This window comes from Shinella oryzae, assembly GCF_023038235.1.
GTDB lineage: Bacteria > Pseudomonadota > Alphaproteobacteria > Rhizobiales > Rhizobiaceae > Shinella > Shinella sumterensis.
Genome location: NZ_CP081988.1, coordinates 809,796 through 828,281, shown reverse-complemented (window position 1 = coordinate 828,281; position 18,486 = coordinate 809,796). Strand labels below are relative to the sequence as shown.

Genomic DNA, 18,486 nt, shown 5'->3' with positions numbered 1-18,486 from the left:
CCCACGCGGACCCTCCGCATGCCCTCACGAAAAGCGCTTGAAGAGCAGCAGGCAGTCGTCCTTTCAAGGCGATTGGACGAGCCGGCGTTCCACCTCTGTCCGATCCGGTGCATCTGATACGACAGCCGAAAGTTCGAGATCCCGCTTGAACACGCCGTCGATTTTTCGATAGATGCGCCAGAAGCGGACATCATCGGATTGGAACCGAACGGCGATGGCGCTCATCTGCTTCATTTCGAAGGCGGTAACAACCTTTGCAAGCTCGCCCGGCAAGACGCCCTGCTCGTCGATGACCGGCGCGCCGACCACATCCGGCAGGTAAAGTTCCAGCAATGACGGTGTGGACCGCACGCCGATACGGATATTGTCCCCATCAACAATTGTGGCTGTAGCAGGTGTATCAGGGGATGTTCCGGGTGCCGGACGCATGCCCATGCGCTCGCCGTCCTTTTTCGCGGCATGATTATTCTCCGCCGTCTGCCTGCTGCGCGAGAAAATGGGAGGCGTGTCATCCCCGCCGCTGTCCGCGACCAGGGGACCAGTTTGCCGATCTCTACCCGGCATCAGCTCCGGCGCGAAGGCGATGGCAGCAATCACCACCAGCGCCGTTGCACCAGCGGGAACGAGCCAGAAACGCCAGTCCAGCATGCGATCAGCCCAGCTTCGGCGATGCGCTGTCCGGGATGCGGAGCGACCAATGAAGGCTTCACGGCTTTGGGCGATCGTCGCTTTCATGGCCTCCGCATCGGGTTCAGGGGCAACGATGTGCTGAAGCAGCTCGAATGGATCGGGTTTGGCCATCATAGCAGACCTCTTAGCGACTTTCGGGCGTTATGAATGTGCCAAGAAACGGTCACTTCCTTGCATCCCATGATAGCGGCGGCTTCGGATTGCGAGAGCTGTTCGCCGAACACCAACAGAACGGCATCGCGTTGTTTTTCCGGTAGTTCGCGTACGATGCGCCAGATATCATCGACACGCAGTCGGTCTTCCTGCTCTGGCCCCATCTCCTCGCGCGTCACCGTCGCCATGGCATCGATCTGCCGGCTTCGCCTTTGGTGACTGCGCTGGAGGTCGCGTACGGCGTTCAGCGTGATTGCGTAAAGCCAGCTCGTGAACTTTGAGCGTCCGTCAAAGCGGGAGATCGCGTCCGCGAGCCTCATGCACACCGATTGTGTCACATCTTCGGCGTCGCTTGTATGTCCCAGCCAGCGGAATGCCGTCTTGTAGATAAATCGATAGTGATCGGAAACAAGCTGCTCGAAGGCGCGCGCGTCGCCCCGCTTCACCCGTTGGATCAATCCTTCGGTTGTCTCAGGTGGAACCGCGACGTCGTTATCGATCAATCGCACGCCTGAACATCCTTCCCGCTACCCCGCATCAGCAACGTTCCGGCGGACAAATGATGACGGCAATGTGCGGCAAATGAGATAAAGAGTATTGAGATCGTCAGATTATGTCGTTTGAACTTCATATCGTTTTCGCCCGTTTCCTTCACCAAAGTGGAGCGGGCTGGCGTCTATTCAAGGATTTTGCGTCTTGTAGCGATCAAGGATGCCGGAAAGCGGGCTGTGCAGCAGGTTTCCGTTGAGGCGTGGCGGTGGCTCATAGCTGAAATTGAACGCGTAGTGGCCGTTCCGTTCGATGGTGAGGTCCACGATCGTCCACGTTCTCTCATCATTGCTCATGGCGTCGCGCAATTCCAGCAGTTTTGCTTTGGAGCCGGCGCCAAGGCGGAAGCTCAAGTCCTCTAGTTCACCTCCAGGAATACGCGCCAGCACGGCCGTTTGGGTACTCGATCGACGCCCTTCCTCGATCAGCACTTCGTGGTTGACTGCAATGTGAACCCATTCGCGAGCGCCCCATTCTCCGTCATGAAGGTCTGTGATGTCGCCTACAATGCTGTGAACCACGGCATCCTGGAGTTGGGCCAAGTCTGCGGGTGACGATTGCGTTTTGACGGACGATGATTTTCCAAACGTGCTGAGAAAGCGCCTGAACATGGAAAGTCCTCTTTTTCTCGCTCAGCGCTCGGCCGCGCCCGAAGGGAAAGTCGTTTCGCCCATAGGACGCCTACACGGCTTAAAACCTTGGTGATTTTTTTGAATGTGATCGACGGTCTCTACCTCCAGCGGGCGAGCAATGGACCTGATGAACCACACACCGGGTCGGTACGGGGCAGGGGCACAGACGCGATCGTCGAGAGTTGTTCGGCGGAGGCGGCAGATGTTTGGATATCAGCATGTTGGTTAGGTGGGTATGCGCCCACCACCTCGAAGTCGTCAGAGCAGCCGAGATTTTGGTGTCCGGTGCCCGCCGGAAGGACGAGGCAATCGCCCTTCGAGACATGCAAGTGCCGGCCTCCCGGCCCGCCGATCAGCAGGGTGGCGTTTCCCTTCGACACACCCAGGACCTCGTGGGCTCTCGTATGGTAATGCTGATAGTCGAAAACCCCGTTGGTCCAGACGCCGGTCCAGCCATTGGCCGCAAAAAGCGCTTCAAACGGCTTTTCACTTTCGACCGATCCGTAGAGAAGAACCGGGAGCCGCGGATTGTTGGGTACCCATTCACTCGGATCGAACAGGATCTCTTCGACGGTCATTTCGGGCTTCTCCGCAATTCAATGCCGGCTCACCGATGTCATCGTTCACCATTGTGCACCTTAGCGCACATGCGGATCACGGTCTCGATGCAATCGCGATGCTGCAAGAATATGGCTGTCGGGTGCAAGCAGGTCGTGTTTTTCTGCAAAGGCAGCGAACAGGCCGCGTGCCGTTTCCGCTTCGATCTCGCCTCGCAGCGCCGCGTTGCAAGCTTTGAGAGCGACCGAATGGGCGGTGTCCCTTGACGACGCCGGCCACTCGACGAGGTGCCGGTAAGCCTCCATTACCGAACGCACCTCGGCCGGAAAGCCGAGGCCGACAAGAATCGACAGGGGCTGCTCGAACATATCGGGTTTCATCCAGCTTCTCCTTCCTTGCCTTGGATGTGCATGGGCGCCGCCGCAACGGCGCCCTCCGACCGGCGTCTGCTCACGCGGCTTTTTGTGCCTCGATCTGCGCCGGGGCGGAAGACTGTTCAAGCGCCGGAGCGCTCTGAATGGCGATCTTCCGCGGCTTCATTTCCTCAGGGATTTCGCGAACCAGATCGATCGACAGGAGGCCATTGTTCAGATCCGCAGCTTTCACCCGGACATGATCGGCGAGCTCAAAGCGATGTTCGAAGGAGCGTGCGGGGATGCCTCGATGGAGGTAGCCTTCCGCAGACGCCTCCTGTCTCTTGCCCGTGACGGTCAGGAGATTGGATTGGAACGTGATGTCGAGGTCGTCGCGTGCGAAACCCGCGACCGCGATCGATATCCGGTAGCTGTCATCGCCGGTCTTGGCGATGTCGTAGGGCGGCCAGTCGCTGATCGAGCGGGCACGCTGTGCGTTTTCCAGAAGATTGAAGACCCGATCGAAGCCGATGCTCGAGCGGAACAGCGGTGCGTAATCGTAAGATGTTGCCATAGCCATATCCTCCTTGAAGCAACATGGGTACGGAGCGCCGAAAGACGACGCTTCCAGCAAACCAGCCCTATCCAGCGGCTGGCGGCAGTCGATTTGGTTGCAAGCAATCCGCGTTTCAAGAGTTTTTCGGAAAAAATTGCACCGGTTGCGGCAGTTGCTGCAAACCTGAAGGGTTCACCGCTTATTAAGGGTAATCTAACATAATGGCTCCATATTTTTGGGGACAGCACAATGGCATCAATTCAACACAAGATCACCGCCGCGAGCATTGCCATATTTCTCATCGCAGGGGGCGCTGCCGGCGTCGGAATCTGGTCGGCGTCTACGATGAATGCGGATGCCGTCGACATTGCCGGGTCGGGGCAGATCCTTCGCAATCACATGCAGGCCGACATGATGCATGACGCCCTTCGCGCCGATGTACTTGCCGCGCTGCATGCCTCCAATCCCGCGGCCGGTATCAAGTTCGACCAGGTGAAAGCCGATCTCGCGGAGCATATCGCCTCGTTCCGCAGCGTGATCGACGAGAACAAGGTGCTGGCGAAAGATCCCGTCACGCAGAAGGCGCTTGCAGATGTCGAGCCGCCGCTCCTCACCTACATCGACAGCGCCACCAAGATGGTGGCAGCGGCGGAGAAAAGCCCTGTCGATGCGATGACTGCGCTACCGGATTTCATGACGCAGTTCTCGGCGCTTGAAAGCGCGATGGAGCACGCCGGCGATCAAATCGAGACAGTCACCGCATCGATCTCCGACCAGAGCACCCAGACCGCGAACACCATCAACGACATGCTGAAAGCCATTCTCGGACTGACGCTGATCCTGTCCATCGCCCTTTTTGTCTTCTTCCGTCGGTCCGTGACGGCTCCTATTCTTCAGCTCTCGGCAGGCATGGTGAAAATTGCCGATGGTGATACGGATGTGAATTGCGCCGGGCTTGGTCGCAAGGACGAGATCGGGACGATGGCCGCCGCGGTCGAGGTGTTCCGCAAGGCGGCGATTGCCAAACGCCAACTCGAGATGGAGGCTGCGCAGGCTCGCGAGCAGGCGGAGAGCGACCGTATCGCGACGCAGCAGAAGGCGGAGGCCGACGCGGCTGAGCGGCTGCGCATCGCAACCTCCGGCCTCGCCGGTGGCCTCAAGCGCCTGGCATCAGGCGATCTTGCTTTCCAGCTCAACGAGCCGTTTTCGCCGGATTTCGAGAGCCTTCGCCACGATTTCAATGCGTCCCTGAGCCAGCTGGGCGGAACGCTGATGGCGATCTCCCAGGCAATCTCGGCCATCGACGGCGGCACGCAGGAAATCTCGTCCGGCGCCAACGATCTTGCTCACCGCACGGAACGTCAAGCGGCCTCACTCGAACAGACCGCGGCCGCACTCGATGAAATCACGGCGAACGTGAGCAATTCCAGCAAACGCACCGAGGAGGCCCGCGCGGCCGCAACGGAGGCTGACCATGGCGCTGTCCGATCGGTTGACGTGGTACGCCAGGCGGAGGAAGCGATGCAGCGGATCGAGAGCTCCTCGCAACAGATTTCAAACATTATCGGGGTCATCGATGAGATCGCCTTCCAGACCAACCTGCTTGCGCTGAACGCCGGCGTCGAAGCCGCGCGTGCCGGGGAAGCCGGCAAGGGGTTCGCCGTTGTCGCCCAGGAAGTCCGTGAACTCGCGCAGCGCTCTGCGACAGCCGCCAAGGAGATCAAGGCGCTGATCAACACGTCGTCTGCGGAAGTTGGAAGCGGCGTGCGCCTTGTGCGCGAGACGGGCGTCGCGCTCAACGAGATCGGAGAGCGCATTTCCGGTATCAACCAGCATATGAACGCCATTGCCACGGCGGCCAAGGAACAGTCGGTTGGCCTGGTGGAAGTCAACAAGGCCGTCAACACCATGGACCAGACGACCCAGCAGAATGCCGCCATGGTGGAACAATCCACCGCAGCGTCCATGAACCTTGCTGCCGAAGCCCGTAAACTGCGTGATTTGGTGGGGCAGTTCCGTTTCGATGATGCCGCCACGCCAGGCGCTTCGCGACTTCAGATGGCCTCGTAACAATCGCTCCAAGCGTGGCCGATGCCGGGCGAAGAATCGCCCGGCTGACGTCGTTGAAGGTGCCTTGGCGCCTGCAGCGCTCCAGGCCATTTTTGCGGCTATTCCAGGAATTCGCAGCCAGCTTCCTTCAGCGCCTTGTCGACCCAGTCGCGATTGACGGTGCCGGCCTTGGTTTCGGCCATCTGCTTGGCCTCGGCCTCGTGCTTTTTGATCGTTCCCTTGAGAACATCAGCCGCGTGCGCTTTCGGCACGCAGACCACGCCGTCGATATCGCCGAGAATCAGATCGCCCGGCTCGACAACCGTGCCGTTGATCGCGATCGGAAGACCGATTTCGCCCGGGCCTGTGCGATAGGGCCCCCGATGCGTCACGCCGACCGCGAAGGTGGGCAGATTGTGCTCCAGAAACGCCTCGGCATCGCGGATGGCGCCGTTGAGCACGAAGCCTGCGACACCGCGCCGGATCGCGTGCGCGAGCATCAGTTCGCCCATCAGCGAATTGGCCATATCAGCGGCGGCATCAACGATAATGACATCACCCCGCTGCGCCATGTCGATCGCCTTGTGCAGCATCAGGTTGTCGCCCGGGCGCGTGCGCACCGTCAAAGCCGGGCCGGCGAGCGTACCGGAACGGTGCATCGGCCGCATGCTCGTGCCGAGCCCGCAGATGCGCGACATGGAATCGCTGACATTGGCAACGGGCAGGTTGCCGAAGGCATCCACGAGCGAAGGCTCGATGCGGTCCCAGTTCAGTTTGATGCGGAATCCATAAGTCATTGCAAGCCTCAGGCAGACAGTTCGGTTGGAGTGGCGATCGAGCGCTGATCGGGCGGGTTGCCATCGAGAACGCTGATGATGTGCTGGGCGGCAATGACCGCCATCGCATCGGCAGACCCATAGGTCACGCCGCCGATATGCGGCGTCGCAATGAGCGTCTCCAATGTCCACAGCGGGCTGTCAGCGGGTGGTGGCTCCGTGGCAAAGCTGTCGAGGGCCGCACCTGCGATGGTGCCGCCGGCAAGGGCCTGCGCCAAGTCCGCTTCGTTGATGATCCCCCCGCGTGCGGTGTTCACAAGGACCGCCGATTTCTTCATCATTCCAAGTCGCCGCGCATCGATGAGATTGCGCGTCGTCGCCGTGAGCGGGCAATGGATACTCAGCACGTCGACTAACGGCAGCATGGCATCGATATCGCCGATGGATACGAAGCCATCGGCCTCGGCGGCTTCCGGTGCGAAGGGATCGTGGACCACGACCTCCATACCGAGCGCTTCGGCCATTCGCGCCGTCTCCCTGCCGATCCCGCCATAACCGATCAGGCCGATCGTGGCGCCGAGGACGTCCTTGCCCGTGAAGGTCGGCTTCGGCCATTCGCCGCGCTTCACAGCCCTGTCGAGCGGAAGCACTTCCTTGATCAGGCTCAGCGCCAGTGCGATCGTGTGCTCGGCGACGGCGCGAGAATTTGAGCCCATCGCCCGAAGCACGGGAATACCAAGCTTGGCCGCCGCCGCAATGTCGACATTGTCGACGCCGACGCCATGCTTGGCGATGACCTTGAGCTTTGGCGATGCGGCGATAACCTCCGCGTTGATGCGTCCCTGGCGCACCATCAGGCCGTCGATTTCCAGCTCGGCGGCGCGCTTCGCCACAACGTCGGACGGGTCGTAGGGCGGGGAAAAGAAAACGTCGATATCGTGTTGGTTCAGCAGCCTGATCGCCTTTTCGGCGATCTTGTTGTGGCTCACGAGAATGCGCCGGCCTCGCGTGCCATACTCGACGCCCTGTATGATATCATGGGTCATGTGGCGGCTCGTCCTTTCTCAGATCTGCGAAGTAGATTTTCGGCGCGCGTCACGATTGGCGCGTCGACGAACTGGCCGTCCAGCATGAAGGCGCCTCGCCCTGCCGCCGCTTCCTGCCGGCTGGCCGATACGACCTTGCGGGCCCATTCGACTTCCTCTGCGGTCGGCGCGAAGCACTCGTTGAGGATGGGCACGACCGACGGATGAATGCAGGTCGCACCATCAAATCCGAAGTCGCGCGCTTCCAGGGCGGCAGCCTGCAGGGCGGCTTTGTCGGCAAAATCCACGGTCGTTCTCAGCAATCCGAAGGAAAGCAGCCCCGCTTCCTTGGCCGCATAATGGATCATCAACTTGGGATAGCGCAGCACTTCAGGCGTCGGCTTTGCACCCATCGCCGTCGCAAGGTCTTCGCCGCCGGACGTGAGAGCGAACACGCGCGGGCCATGGGCGATCGTCCGGACGTCCAGCAGACCCGTCATGTCCTCGATGAGAGGAACGAAGCCGATCGGGCGCCGATCGCCTTCATGCCCGGAAAGGCTTTCCGCCAGATGAACGAGGCTCTCGACGCTGCTGACCTTCGGGATATAGAGCGCGTCGGCATTGGCTGTTACGGCTGCGATTGCATCGTCGAGCAGCCGGTCGGACTGGTTCACACGAACATAGACCTGGCAGCCGCCTTTCTTGATCTCCGGCACCCATTTCGCCAGACCGTCCCGGGCCTCGCTTTTGGCATTTTCCGGCACGGCATCTTCCAGGTCGATGATGACGACATCGGCGCCTCGCTGTCCGGCTTTTTCCAGGAAGCGCGGTGCGTTGCCGGGAACATAGAGCAGCGAGGAGATCACGCCTCATCCTCCAGATCCGCCGGCGTCATGCCGATTTCGGAAAGGATCGCCTCGGTCTGCTCACCGACATCAGGCGCCGGATGCCGAAAGACTCCGGGCGTCGCGGAAAAGCGCGGAAAGATGTTGTGTTGTGAAATGCTGCCAAGATCGGAATCCTCGACATCCACGATAATCTCCCGCTCGGCGAAATGCGGGTCGGTGCTGATATCGGCGATATCGTAGACAGGTCCGACGGTAGCGCCGGCGCCGCGCATTACGGCGAGGGCTTCGTCCCGGGTGCGGGTGACGAACCATGCCCCAAGGGCGGCGTCGACCAGTTCACGATGCCGGACCCGTTCCATGTTCGTGGAAAAACGTGGATCGTCCTTCATGTCGGGTCGGCCGATGATGTCGAAGATGCGCATTGCGATGACCTGGGTGGATCCCGACAGGGCCACATATTTCCCGTCGCTGCACAGATAGACGTTGCGCGGCGATACCGTGTTGGAGCCCGAGCCGGAGCGTTGCTTGACCTTGCCGGTGACTTGATAGATCGAGGCTTCCGGGCCAAGCGACGCAAAGATCGGCTCGAGAAGAGACAGGTCGATGACCTGGCCGGCAGCATCGCCGCGCTCGCGGGCAAACAGCGCCATCATCACGGCGTTTGCGCCGGTGAGGCCGGAGATCATGTCGGCCAGGGCAAGCGGCGGCAGTACGGGCTCGCGATCGGGAAAGCCGGTGCGCGACGCAAAACCGCTCATGGCTTCAACCAGCGTGCCGAACCCGGGCAGTTCCGCATAGGGGCCGTCCTGCCCGAAGCCGGATATCCGCGCGATGACAAGCCTCGGATTGAGTTCGAGCAGGCTTTCCGGCGAAAGCCCCATTTTCTCAAGCGTGCCCGGACGATAGTTCTCGATGAAGACGTCGGCTTTCGCCAATAGCTTCTTCAGGGCTTCCAGGGCCTTGGGCTGGCGCAGGTTGAGTACGATCGAGCGTTTGTTGCGGCCATAGGTCTTCCAGTGCAGCGAATAGCCGTTATCGCGCCATTCGCGCAGCGAGTCTCCCTGCGGCGGCTCGACCTTGATGACATCCGCACCGAAATCGCCAAGCTGCAGCGACAACATGTTGCCGGCGACGACGCGGCTCAGGTCAACGACACGGATCCCGTGCAGGGGGCCTATGCGGTCTGCCTGAAAGCGGACGGTTTTCTTGCTGTCTGCCATCGGGGACCTCAATTCGCGCCGGGCTTGTCGGGGAAGACCGCGCAATGTTCCTGCGGGATATGCACCAGGACCGAATCCTCCTTCAGTTCCACGGGGGTCTGGATGCGGAACTCGATTGAGCCGGAGCGCACGGCATACTGCCAGACCGACCCGAGGTAAGTCCGCTGATCGATCGAGACGCGCATCGTGTTCTGGCCGGCCGCGCTGGAAAGCTCGATCTTTTCCGGGCGGACGGCGACGACCACGGAGCCATCCCTTGCCGCGGCACCCGGCGGTGTGACGATCTCGCTGCCGTCAGCCAGACGGATGCGGGCTTTGTCCGTGCCGTTTTCAAGCATCGTGCCATCGAAAAAGTTCGACGAACCGATGAAGTCGGCGACGAAGCTGTCGGCGGGGCGCTCGTAGATCTCACGCGGCGTGCCGAGCTGGCGCATCCGGCCCATGCTCATGACGGCGATGCGATCGGAGACGGCCAGGGCTTCCGCCTGGTCATGCGTTACGTAGATGGTGGTCACGTTCAACCGCTCCTGCAACTCGCGCAGCCAGACGCGGGCGCGCTCGCGCAATTTCGCATCGAGGTTCGACAGGGGCTCGTCGAGCAGGAGAAGCGGCGGCCGGTAGACGAGCGCGCGGGCAAGCGCCACGCGCTGTTGCTGGCCACCGGACAGTTCGAACGGATATCGATCCGCATAAGGCAGCATCTCCACGAGACCCAAAGCTTCCTTGATGCGCTCGTCGCGCTCAGCACGGCCGATCTTTCGCAGCGTCAACGGGAAAGCCAGGTTTTCGGCAACCGTCTTGTGCGGCCACAGCGCATAAGACTGGAAGACGAGACCGATGTTGCGCCGTTCCGGAGGGACGGTGTTGCCTGGGTTGCCATCGAAAAGCACCCGCTCGCCGACGCGGATGGTGCCCGAGGTCGCGTGGTTGAGGCCGGCAACGGCAAACAGCGAGGTCGACTTGCCGCATCCCGACGGTCCGAGCAGCGTCAGGAATTCGCCGGATGCGACGTGGATGTTGAGGTTGTCGACGGCCGTGACCGCACCGTATTTGATGGTCAGGTTCTGGAGAACGAGATCAGCCATAGATTTTGGCTCCCATGACGCGGCGTGCAAGGATTACGAACGCGGCGGTAATGACGACTTGAATGGTTGCGAGTGCGGAGACCGGGCCGTTATCGCCCTGGGCGACCAGCTGCAGCATGGTGGTCCCGATGATTTCGGATCCAGGCTGATAGAGGAACGCTGCCGTCACATATTCCTTGAAGAAGTGGATGAAGAGCAGGGCGTAGCAACTGAACAATGCGGGTTTCAGGATCGGCACGATGATGCGCGTGACCGTCGTCCACCAGTCGGCTCCGGATATGCGGGCGCCACGGTCGAGCTCTTCGCCGACCTGGGCGAGCGCGGGCGCGATGGCGCCGAAGCCGACCGGGATGTACCGGATCATGAAGGCGAGGATCAGGACGAGGATCGTGCCGCGGATGACATCCGCTCCGGGAAGCCAGATGACCGCGTAGAAGAAGCCGAGGCCGGCGATGATGCCCGGGAGCGAGCGCGGGAAAAGCGCGATATATTCGAGTGCCCGGTTGTGACGAAAATCCGAACGGCGGGCAACGAGCGCGATCACCAGGATGAAGAAGGTGCCGATCGCCGCGCCGATCGTTGCCACGAGAACGGAGTTTACGATCGAGCGCACATAGTTGGCCGAACCCAGGACATGCTCGAAATTCGCCGTCGTCAGCACTTTCCAGAAGGGGATAAGGGGCGTGAGAAAGCTCACGGCCGAGCGCATGAAGATGCCTCCGAAGATCGAGATGATCGTGAGAAACGCGAAGGCGAAGACGAACAGGAAAGCGGGCCAGCGCCAAGCGCCGAGATCGAGCGTCGAGGGGCGGCTGGCCTTGCCGCGTACCGTGACGAAACGGCCTGCACCCTTCATCAGGAAGCCCTGGAGCCAGACGAGGAAGGCGACAACGAGGAGCAGGATCACCGCCGCAGCGCCGACGATGCCGTATTCAGGCCGGACCGCCGCGTTGATGCCCGCATTGTAGAGGAAGGTCGTGACCGTCTGGATGCCGGACGGTCCGCCGAAGAGCAGCGGGATCGCCAGCATCTCGATGCCGACGACGAAGTTGAGCACCGCAGAGTAGATGATCGCCGGGCGGATCATGGGAATGGTGACGGAAAACAGTGCCCGGAAGGGACCTGCGCCGGTGGATCGCGCCGCATCTTCGAGCAGCGGATCCGCCTTGGTGACGGCCGCCAGACACATGAGATAGGTGAGCGGCGCCTGGCTGAGGCCCGCGACGATCCCCATGCCGGTCACGGTGTAAAGGTTCCACGGCGCGCCGCCGAGATATGTCTTGGCAGCAAGCGTTATGAAGCCCGACGGGCCGTACATCGTGAACCAGCCGAAAGCGATGACGAGGTTCGAGACGAAGAGCGGCCAGATGAAGATCTCGCCGAGCCACTTGCGGCCCGGTAGATTGGTTCTGCCGACAAGCACGGCCATGACGGCGCCGAATACCTGGGCCACGATCATGGTCAGCGCGCCGAAATAGAGCGTGTTGAAGAACACGCCGGCCATGCCGGGTTCACTGAAAAGGCGCGTGAAGTTGCCGATCGTGACGACCGCGCTGTCGTCATAGAGCGGCTTGTCGAGGAAGGCCTGGAAGATGATGGGGGTGATCGGACCAAACACGAGGATCGTCGTCAGCGCCGCAACGCCCCAGTAGATCGCCTGTGATCGGTCTATCCCCCGTCCGGCCGCGCCGGGGTGGCTGAGATCCGTCATCGAATTTTCCTGTCAGGGTTGGTGGAAGGGCCGACCGGACGACGGCCCTTCGCGTCGGCTTATTTGCCGGCGAGCGCGGCGTTCCACTTCTCGACGAAGGGACCCGCTTCGGTGATCAGGCGCTGGTCGAAGCCGGCCGTGATGATATTGTCCTCGCCTACGATCTCGCCGATCTTCTGGAACGTGTAGCGAACCTGGTCTTCCGGAACGTCTTCGCGATACGGCACCAGACCGCCCTTTCCGACCTGGGTCTGGCCGTCCTGGCTAAGCGCGTAGTCAACGAACAGCTTGGCGGAGTTCGGGTTGGCCGCGCCCTTGGGGATGCCCATGCCGCGCAGCATCATGATCGTGCCGTCGTCGGGGAAGGCAAAACCGAGAATCTCGCCGCCCGGCTGCTCGAGGCGCGGGAAGATGGTGATGCCGGACACGGCGATACCCATCAGATATTCGCCGGTGGCGATCTTTTCGTTCATCGGGCCGCCGGAGGTTTCACCGCGGATCATCGGGCCGATCTTGCGCAGGCCGTCCCAGCCGGCATCACCCTTCTTGTTCATATAGGCCCACCAGGCTGTCAGGCCGAAGCTGTTGCGGGCCGCATCATAGGTCGTGATCTTGCCGTTGAAATTGCCGGGATCGGCCGTCGCGGCCTCTACCAGCGATGCAAAGCCCTTCGGGCGCTGATCTTCCGTCAGAAGGGCCGCATTGTACGTAATGACCAGCGGATCGGTGGAAAGCACGTTCACGCCCGGATAGGGGCGCGCGAATTCCGGCAGCTTATCGGCTTCCGGACTTTTGTAATCGTCCATCAGGCCGTCCTTGCCATACGCCGCCCAGCGGTCGTTGGCGCCCGATACGAGCACGTCGGCGGTGCGGGCGCTCGATCCCTTCTCGGCTTCCCAGCGCGAATGCACGGTGCCGGAGCCGAGATCGACGGTCTCGACCTTGATCCAGGGATACTTTGCGGTGAAACCCGCGATGATCGGCTGCCAATTGTTGTCAGCCATGTTGGAATAGATCATCAGGCCCTTTTCCGAGCGCGAACCCTCGATGATCTTGGCGTAGTCTTCCGGATATCCGGCCGGCACGTCCTGCGCCTGCGCGAAACCGGCGATGCCGGCAAACAGACCTGCAACGGCTGTCAGAGCCACGATTTTCATTCTTACCTCCCTTTGGATAAACGACGACTGCGGCGCGCCAGCTCCTCACTGATCGTCACCGCCGTTTCCCGGACCACTTCAGAAATGCGGTCGGAATTCTTGACGAACCGGACCTGAGGTCCGGAGATGTTGAGCGCGGCGATCGCCTTGCCGTTTGCGCCCATGATCGGCGCGGCGGCGCCCGCTGCGCCTTCGACGATCCCCATGGGATTGACGTAGAAGCCTGATTTGCGGGCGCTTTCGACGGCGTCCAGGAGCTTCGAACGCTCTGCCTCGGACAGTGAGGCGGACACGGCGTAAGCCTCGATTTCCGCGTCGCTTCCGGCTGCCAGCAGGACCACGCCGCTGGCGACTTTATGCGCGGGGCGTGTGGGACCGATATCGCGATCATAGAGAATTTCGCGTTTCGGCAGCACCTTGTTGAGATAGCGGATGGACGGGCCTTCCAGGACGGCGACAAAGCCTGTCTCGCCGCTCTGCTGGACTGCGTCCGCAAGATAGGGCGAAACGAGAGCGATGAGTGCACCGTAATTGCGGCCGTCCGGCGATATTTCGCCCGGCAGCCTGAGCAGTTGGTATTCGCCGCTGCCAAGACGATGAATGTAGCCGCGTTCGGTCAGCGACTGCAGCATCAGAAGCGCGCTCGACTTGGGCATGGCGAGAGCAGCCGCGATCTCGGAGAGGCTTGCGCCTTCCGGTGAGGCGGCAAACCACTCAATCATGTCCAAGACACGCTCCACTCCGCGTCCGCTCACGTCCATCCTCCGCTTTCGTTCAGTATATTGAACTCAATCAAAATAGTGAATTTGCGGCGTTACGTCAAATGATTTTGCTCCGATGTTCCGGCCTGCGCGGAAAACGGTCTCCAACGCGTGCGTGGTTTGCTTCGCAGATCAGTGGAGGATGGAGGCCGGGAAGCGCTCACGGGCTCTGCCGCGACGGCATTTCCGATTGGAGGAGAAGGGCAGTAAGGCCGACGGACTGAGCCAAGTGGCGTCGGCCAGACGAAAGCAAGGCGGCAGGATCTCGCCTCGCGTTAAGCGAGGCAAGGTCCTGCCGCCTTGTCAGGCTTTCCTCGCCTGCCGGAGTCGCACGACCGGGGCAAGGTTGGGAAATCGGTTTCTATATGTCGGGGCTACTTCGCTTCAGAAAGAATGCCGCGCACACTTTCTTCGTCGAGCTTGACCGGATTGCCGCCGGCGCAGGGATCGAGCAGGCTCATCTGCGCCACCTTGTCGAGGTTGATGTCTTTCAATCCCATGCCCGATAGTTTGTCCGGAATGGAGAGGTCGCCGCGCAGTGAAACGATCCAGTCTATGACACCGTCCGCGTCTTTGCGCGGGAGATCCAGAACGCGGGCCAGCAGTTCGAGTTTATCTGCAATCGCCGGGGCATTGAACGCGACGACATATGGCATCAGCACGGCGTTCAGCAGGCCGTGGTGTGCGTCGTGGAGAGCACCAAGCGGATGAGCGAGCGCATGGATGGCGCCCAGGCCCTTCTGCAGCGCGACACAGCCCATGCCGGAAGCGATCAGCATTTGACCACGTGCTTCCAGATTGCTGCCGTCGTGCGTGGCGATCGGCAGCCATTTGTGAATCAGCCGCAGCGCGTTGAGCGCAATGCCTTCCGCCATGGGATGGAAGGAGGGGGCGCTCAGCGCTTCAAGCGCGTGGGACAGGGCGTCCATGCCTGTTGCGGCCGTGATATGCGCAGGCAGGCCGACGGTGAGCTCCGGGTCCATGACGACGATTTCGGGCATCATGCGCGGATGAAAGACGATTACCTTTCGCCTGTCGTCCTCATGCGTGATCACCGAGGAGCGGCCGAGTTCCGAGCCTGTCCCGGCTGTTGTCGGAATGGCGATGACAGGCACGAGGCCGGCGGTGTTGGCGCGCTTCCAGTTGTCGCCGATATCTTCAAGATCCCACATGGGGATCGTCTGGCGGGCCATGAAGGCGATTGCCTTGGCCGCATCCAGCGCGCTGCCACCTCCGATCGCCACCACCAGATCATGGTCGCCGGCGCGAAAGGCCTCGACGCCGTCGGCGACATTGCCGCCGGTCGGATTGGGTTTGACGTTCCAGTAGAGCCCGGCCGCAAGACCTGCCGCTTTCAGCGCTTCAAGCGTGCGCTGTACGGGATAAAGATCCTTCAGACCGGCATCGGTGACGACAAGCGGGCGGCTTGCGCCGAGTTCGCGTACCATCTCGCCCAGGCCAGCGATGCCGCCGTTCCCGAAGCGCACGGCCGTGGGAAAACTCCAGTTGCTGGTGGCGATGGGTGTATCAACAGGCATGTTGGAACCTTGCTTTTTAGGATGTGGCGATGCTGGAAGCCTGCCGCTTCAGCGCGCGGCGGCGCAGCACTTCGGCGACGATGACCAGGAGAAGGGCCGGCACGAGATTGACGGTGGCGAGCGCAGGATAGATCGGCGACGAGCCGACTGCGATGCCGCTATAGACGAAGATCGGTAGCGTGCGCGCCGTTCCCGCAAGGGAATAGGAGACGTAGAAATTCCCCCACGAGAGCAGGAAGGAGAAGATGGCGGCAGAAAAGATGCCGGGCCAGAGCAGCGGAAACGTAATCTCGCGGAAGACTTCCCAACCGCTTGCGCCGGCATCCCGGGCAGCGTCCTCGAGCGTCTCGTCGAAGCCGTAGACCTGCACCGCCACGACAACCAGTGCGAAGGGTGTGATGTAGACGACGTGGCCGATGATAACGGTGACAAGGCCGGTCGAAAAACCCAGCCAGCTGCCGAGCACCGAGAACCACAACAGCATGACCACGCCGAGCAGCAGTTGCGGAAACAGGAGCGGCGCGAAGGTGAGCCCGCGGAATGCACCCTGCAGGCGGAAACGGTATCTGACCCATGCGACGGCCCCTGCCGTGCCGAGTACCGTCGCGAAGAGCGTTGAGATCGTTGCAACCGCGGCGGAGTTCAGGACGGCGGGCAGGAAGTCCGGCTTGTTGAACAGTTCGCCATACCATTGCAGGGAGAAACCTTCGATCGGCAGCGTCAGCACGCGGCTCGACGTGAAGGAAAACGCGACCAGCGTGGCGATCGGCGCGTAGAAGAACACGAGAAGCAGAACGACCGAGCCGACCAGTGTGGTATCGACGAGCGCGTTGCGCATGCGTTGCGACATCATGCGGGTCTCCTCCCGGTGGACGGGCGGCGAAGGGCGAATGCCGCACACGCGGCGAGCATCAGCGCGCCGATGGTAATCAGCACCATGGTCAGCGCCGCGCCGAGCGGCCAGTTCACACGGGTCTCGAAACTCTGGCGGATCAGTTCTGATGCGAGCGGAGACGTGCCGCCGCCCAGCACCTTGGGTTCGAGAAATGCGCCAAGGCTGAGCACGAAGACCAGCACCGCGCCGGAGTAAAGTCCCGGCCGCGACAGCGGCAGAGTAACCTCGAAGAAGGTCCGAATTCGCGACGCCCCGGCATCATAGGCCGCGAGCATCAGGTCGCGATCGATACGCACCAGCGACAGGTAGATCGTGAACATGGGATAAGCGACGAGATTGTAGACCATGCCGATCATGGTGCCGGTCGGCGTGAAGAGCAGGTTCAGCATTTCCGGCGGGAAGCCCAAATGCATCAGCAGCCAGTTCGCCACGCCATTCTTGTCGAGGATGAGGATCCAGCCGAAGGTCTTGAGCACCGCATCGGTCAGGAAGGCGAAGATGATCAGGATCTGGATCTGCGTCTTGAAGGTCTTCAGCCGCGTGGCAAGCGCATAGGCGGCCGGAAAGGCGATCAGCACGGTCAGAACGACACAGATCAGCGCCATCGCCACCGTGCGCAGCATGATCGTCCAGTAATGCGGCTTGGAGAAGACCTCGGTCCAGATCTTGAGGTCCCACGTCCAGACGAGCCGGTAATATTGCGTGGTCTGGAAGGTCAGGACCGCGGTCATCAGGAGTGGCACGAGAAAGAACGCGACCATGACCAGCGCGAGCGGCGCGACCGTGGCGACGAAAACCGGATCGTTCCAGGATTTGCGTTCGATCCTCATGCTCACTCCGAAAGAAGGAAGGCTTGGGTGGGGTCGAAGCCGATGCGCACCGCCTCGCCGACAGCGGCCGGCAGTACGATCGAGCCGGGAAGGTCCAGAATGACGGCGTTGTCGAGCCCGTGGACGCGGACACGGTACTGCGTCGACGCACCCTTGATGAAATATTCCTCCACGTGACCGTCCAGCACCCATTCGCCGGGAGCGGCATCCCCCTTGACGAAACGAATGGTCTCGGGGCGGACAAGAAGCGCCGTGCCTTTCGCGGACAGGGACGGTGAGACATGCTCGGACGCGATGGTCGTTTTCCCGGCGGCGACCAAGGGCGAAACGACCGCCATCCCGTCACCGGCGGCGCTTGCGGTCACGGGCAGGAAATTGGTCTCGCCGATGAAGCCCGCGACGAACATGTTGGCTGGACGGTAGTAGATGTCAGCGGGCGTTCCGACTTGAACGACGTGCCCTGAGCGCATCACGCAGATGCGGTCCGCCAGCATCATCGCCTCCTCAAGATCGTGCGTCACGAGCACGAAGCTGGTGCCGAGTTCGCGGTGCAGTTTCTTCAGTTCCGCCTGAAGGGATTTCTTGAGCTTGGCGTCGAGCGCACTCATGGGCTCGTCCAGCAACAGCACGCCGGGCTGGGACACCAGCGCACGGGCGAGCGCCACGCGCTGCTGCTCGCCGCCGGAAAGCTGTGCGGGATAGCGCTCGAGATAGTCCGGCTTCAGATGCATCAGGTCGAGCATCGCGCGAATGCGACCGTTCGCTTCCGTCTTGCCGACCTTCTGGAGCTTGAGGGGAAAACCGATGTTCTGCGCGACCGTCTTGTGCGGAAAGAGCGCGAGTTTCTGGAAAACCATACGCGTGGGGCGGCTTGCCGCCGGTACGCCGCGCATATCCTTGCCCTGAATTTGAAGATGCCCGCCTGTCGGCTCCTCGAAACCTGCAAGGATTTTCAGCAGCGTCGTCTTTCCGCAGCCCGACGGACCGACGAGCGCAACGAATTCGCCGGTGCCGATCTGCAGCGAAACGCCGTGAAGCGCACGCGCCGTTCCATAGTCCTTGACGATGCCGGATGCATCGATGATGGGGCTGGCCAAGCT

Annotated in this window: 19 protein-coding genes; 1 reads left to right on the top strand and 18 read right to left on the bottom strand. The window is 61.5% G+C overall.

What is annotated here, in order from left to right; translation table 11 throughout:
- Positions 1 to 63: 63 nt before the first annotated feature.
- From K6301_RS20035 to K6301_RS20010, 6 genes are all read right to left on the bottom strand, one after another.
- Positions 64 to 804 (bottom strand): hypothetical protein, encoded by a 741-nt coding sequence (locus K6301_RS20035; RefSeq protein ID WP_247222313.1) that lies wholly within the window; start codon positions 802 to 804, stop codon positions 64 to 66.
- Positions 801 to 1,352, bottom strand: coding sequence for an RNA polymerase sigma factor (locus K6301_RS20030; protein ID WP_247222312.1), 552 nt, complete (start codon positions 1,350 to 1,352; stop codon positions 801 to 803). The genes K6301_RS20035 and K6301_RS20030 overlap by 4 nt, the downstream gene beginning before the upstream one ends.
- A gap of 171 nt (positions 1,353 to 1,523) precedes the next feature.
- Complete coding sequence (locus K6301_RS20025) at positions 1,524 to 2,003, bottom strand: hypothetical protein (RefSeq protein ID WP_247222311.1); 480 nt, start codon at positions 2,001 to 2,003, stop codon at positions 1,524 to 1,526.
- Positions 2,004 to 2,122: 119 nt separating this feature from the next.
- Positions 2,123 to 2,602: a cupin domain-containing protein gene (locus tag K6301_RS20020; RefSeq protein WP_247222310.1), complete on the bottom strand. Its 480-nt coding sequence runs from the start codon at positions 2,600 to 2,602 to the stop codon at positions 2,123 to 2,125.
- Positions 2,603 to 2,662: 60 nt separating this feature from the next.
- Positions 2,663 to 2,962 (bottom strand): DUF982 domain-containing protein, encoded by a 300-nt coding sequence (locus K6301_RS20015; protein ID WP_247222309.1) that lies wholly within the window; start codon positions 2,960 to 2,962, stop codon positions 2,663 to 2,665.
- 70 nt (positions 2,963 to 3,032) lie between these two features.
- Complete coding sequence (locus K6301_RS20010; RefSeq protein ID WP_247222456.1) at positions 3,033 to 3,509, bottom strand: Hsp20 family protein; 477 nt, start codon at positions 3,507 to 3,509, stop codon at positions 3,033 to 3,035.
- A 231-nt stretch (positions 3,510 to 3,740) separates the two neighbouring features.
- On the opposite strand from K6301_RS20010, the gene K6301_RS20005 reads away from it, so the two are divergent.
- Positions 3,741 to 5,561, top strand: coding sequence for a methyl-accepting chemotaxis protein (locus K6301_RS20005; RefSeq protein ID WP_247222308.1), 1,821 nt, complete (start codon positions 3,741 to 3,743; stop codon positions 5,559 to 5,561).
- Between the two features lie 98 nt (positions 5,562 to 5,659).
- On the opposite strand, the gene K6301_RS20000 is transcribed toward K6301_RS20005, so the two are convergent.
- The 12 genes from K6301_RS20000 to K6301_RS19945 all read right to left on the bottom strand — a co-directional run bounded on the left by K6301_RS20000 (position 5,660) and on the right by K6301_RS19945 (position 18,483).
- Positions 5,660 to 6,337 carry an RraA family protein gene (locus tag K6301_RS20000; protein WP_247222307.1) on the bottom strand — a complete coding sequence of 226 codons (678 nt, stop codon included), beginning with the start codon at positions 6,335 to 6,337 and terminating at the stop codon, positions 5,660 to 5,662.
- Between the two features lie 8 nt (positions 6,338 to 6,345).
- Entirely contained in the window at positions 6,346 to 7,362 is a 1,017-nt protein-coding gene (locus K6301_RS19995) for a hydroxyacid dehydrogenase (RefSeq protein ID WP_247222305.1), read from the bottom strand.
- On the bottom strand, positions 7,359 to 8,207 hold the full coding sequence (locus K6301_RS19990; RefSeq protein ID WP_247222303.1) for an HpcH/HpaI aldolase/citrate lyase family protein: 849 nt from the start codon (positions 8,205 to 8,207) through the stop codon (positions 7,359 to 7,361). The genes K6301_RS19995 and K6301_RS19990 overlap by 4 nt, the downstream gene beginning before the upstream one ends.
- Positions 8,204 to 9,409, bottom strand: a complete 1,206-nt coding sequence (locus K6301_RS19985; protein ID WP_247222301.1) for a CaiB/BaiF CoA transferase family protein — start codon at positions 9,407 to 9,409, stop codon at positions 8,204 to 8,206. The genes K6301_RS19990 and K6301_RS19985 overlap by 4 nt, the downstream gene beginning before the upstream one ends.
- Positions 9,410 to 9,417: 8 nt before the next feature.
- Entirely contained in the window at positions 9,418 to 10,494 is a 1,077-nt protein-coding gene (locus K6301_RS19980; RefSeq protein ID WP_247222299.1) for an ABC transporter ATP-binding protein, read from the bottom strand.
- Positions 10,487 to 12,205, bottom strand: coding sequence for an ABC transporter permease (locus K6301_RS19975; RefSeq protein ID WP_247222297.1), 1,719 nt, complete (start codon positions 12,203 to 12,205; stop codon positions 10,487 to 10,489). The genes K6301_RS19980 and K6301_RS19975 overlap by 8 nt, the downstream gene beginning before the upstream one ends.
- Positions 12,206 to 12,264: 59 nt before the next feature.
- Positions 12,265 to 13,362, bottom strand: a complete 1,098-nt coding sequence (locus K6301_RS19970; protein WP_247222296.1) for an ABC transporter substrate-binding protein — start codon at positions 13,360 to 13,362, stop codon at positions 12,265 to 12,267.
- 2 nt (positions 13,363 to 13,364) lie between these two features.
- On the bottom strand, positions 13,365 to 14,117 hold the full coding sequence (locus tag K6301_RS19965; protein ID WP_247222295.1) for an IclR family transcriptional regulator: 753 nt from the start codon (positions 14,115 to 14,117) through the stop codon (positions 13,365 to 13,367).
- Between the two features lie 380 nt (positions 14,118 to 14,497).
- Positions 14,498 to 15,661: an iron-containing alcohol dehydrogenase gene (locus tag K6301_RS19960; protein WP_247222294.1), complete on the bottom strand. Its 1,164-nt coding sequence runs from the start codon at positions 15,659 to 15,661 to the stop codon at positions 14,498 to 14,500.
- Positions 15,662 to 15,677: 16 nt separating this feature from the next.
- Positions 15,678 to 16,514, bottom strand: coding sequence for an ABC transporter permease (locus K6301_RS19955; RefSeq protein ID WP_247222293.1), 837 nt, complete (start codon positions 16,512 to 16,514; stop codon positions 15,678 to 15,680).
- On the bottom strand, positions 16,511 to 17,386 hold the full coding sequence (locus K6301_RS19950; protein ID WP_247222292.1) for an ABC transporter permease: 876 nt from the start codon (positions 17,384 to 17,386) through the stop codon (positions 16,511 to 16,513). Before K6301_RS19950 ends, K6301_RS19955 begins: the two co-directional genes overlap by 4 nt.
- A gap of 2 nt (positions 17,387 to 17,388) precedes the next feature.
- Entirely contained in the window at positions 17,389 to 18,483 is a 1,095-nt protein-coding gene (locus K6301_RS19945; protein WP_247222291.1) for an ABC transporter ATP-binding protein, read from the bottom strand.
- Between the last annotated feature and the right edge of the window lie 3 nt (positions 18,484 to 18,486).

What these genes read in the sequence shown, in the direction of transcription:
- K6301_RS20035 (WP_247222313.1), bottom strand. Translation starts at nt 804, where the DNA reads ATGATGGCCAAACCCGATCCATTCGAGCTGCTTCAGCACATCGTTGCC.
- K6301_RS20025 (WP_247222311.1), bottom strand. Translation starts at nt 2,003, where the DNA reads ATGTTCAGGCGCTTTCTCAGCACGTTTGGAAAATCATCGTCCGTCAAA.
- K6301_RS20020 (WP_247222310.1), bottom strand. Translation starts at nt 2,602, where the DNA reads ATGACCGTCGAAGAGATCCTGTTCGATCCGAGTGAATGGGTACCCAAC.
- K6301_RS20015 (WP_247222309.1), bottom strand. Translation starts at nt 2,962, where the DNA reads ATGAAACCCGATATGTTCGAGCAGCCCCTGTCGATTCTTGTCGGCCTC.
- K6301_RS20010 (WP_247222456.1), bottom strand. Translation starts at nt 3,509, where the DNA reads ATGGCAACATCTTACGATTACGCACCGCTGTTCCGCTCGAGCATCGGC.
- K6301_RS20005 (WP_247222308.1), top strand. Translation starts at nt 3,741, where the DNA reads ATGGCATCAATTCAACACAAGATCACCGCCGCGAGCATTGCCATATTT.
- K6301_RS20000 (WP_247222307.1), bottom strand. Translation starts at nt 6,337, where the DNA reads ATGACTTATGGATTCCGCATCAAACTGAACTGGGACCGCATCGAGCCT.
- K6301_RS19995 (WP_247222305.1), bottom strand. Translation starts at nt 7,362, where the DNA reads ATGACCCATGATATCATACAGGGCGTCGAGTATGGCACGCGAGGCCGG.
- K6301_RS19985 (WP_247222301.1), bottom strand. Translation starts at nt 9,409, where the DNA reads ATGGCAGACAGCAAGAAAACCGTCCGCTTTCAGGCAGACCGCATAGGC.
- K6301_RS19980 (WP_247222299.1), bottom strand. Translation starts at nt 10,494, where the DNA reads ATGGCTGATCTCGTTCTCCAGAACCTGACCATCAAATACGGTGCGGTC.
- K6301_RS19975 (WP_247222297.1), bottom strand. Translation starts at nt 12,205, where the DNA reads ATGACGGATCTCAGCCACCCCGGCGCGGCCGGACGGGGGATAGACCGA.
- K6301_RS19970 (WP_247222296.1), bottom strand. Translation starts at nt 13,362, where the DNA reads ATGAAAATCGTGGCTCTGACAGCCGTTGCAGGTCTGTTTGCCGGCATC.
- K6301_RS19960 (WP_247222294.1), bottom strand. Translation starts at nt 15,661, where the DNA reads ATGCCTGTTGATACACCCATCGCCACCAGCAACTGGAGTTTTCCCACG.
- K6301_RS19955 (WP_247222293.1), bottom strand. Translation starts at nt 16,514, where the DNA reads ATGATGTCGCAACGCATGCGCAACGCGCTCGTCGATACCACACTGGTC.
- K6301_RS19950 (WP_247222292.1), bottom strand. Translation starts at nt 17,386, where the DNA reads ATGAGGATCGAACGCAAATCCTGGAACGATCCGGTTTTCGTCGCCACG.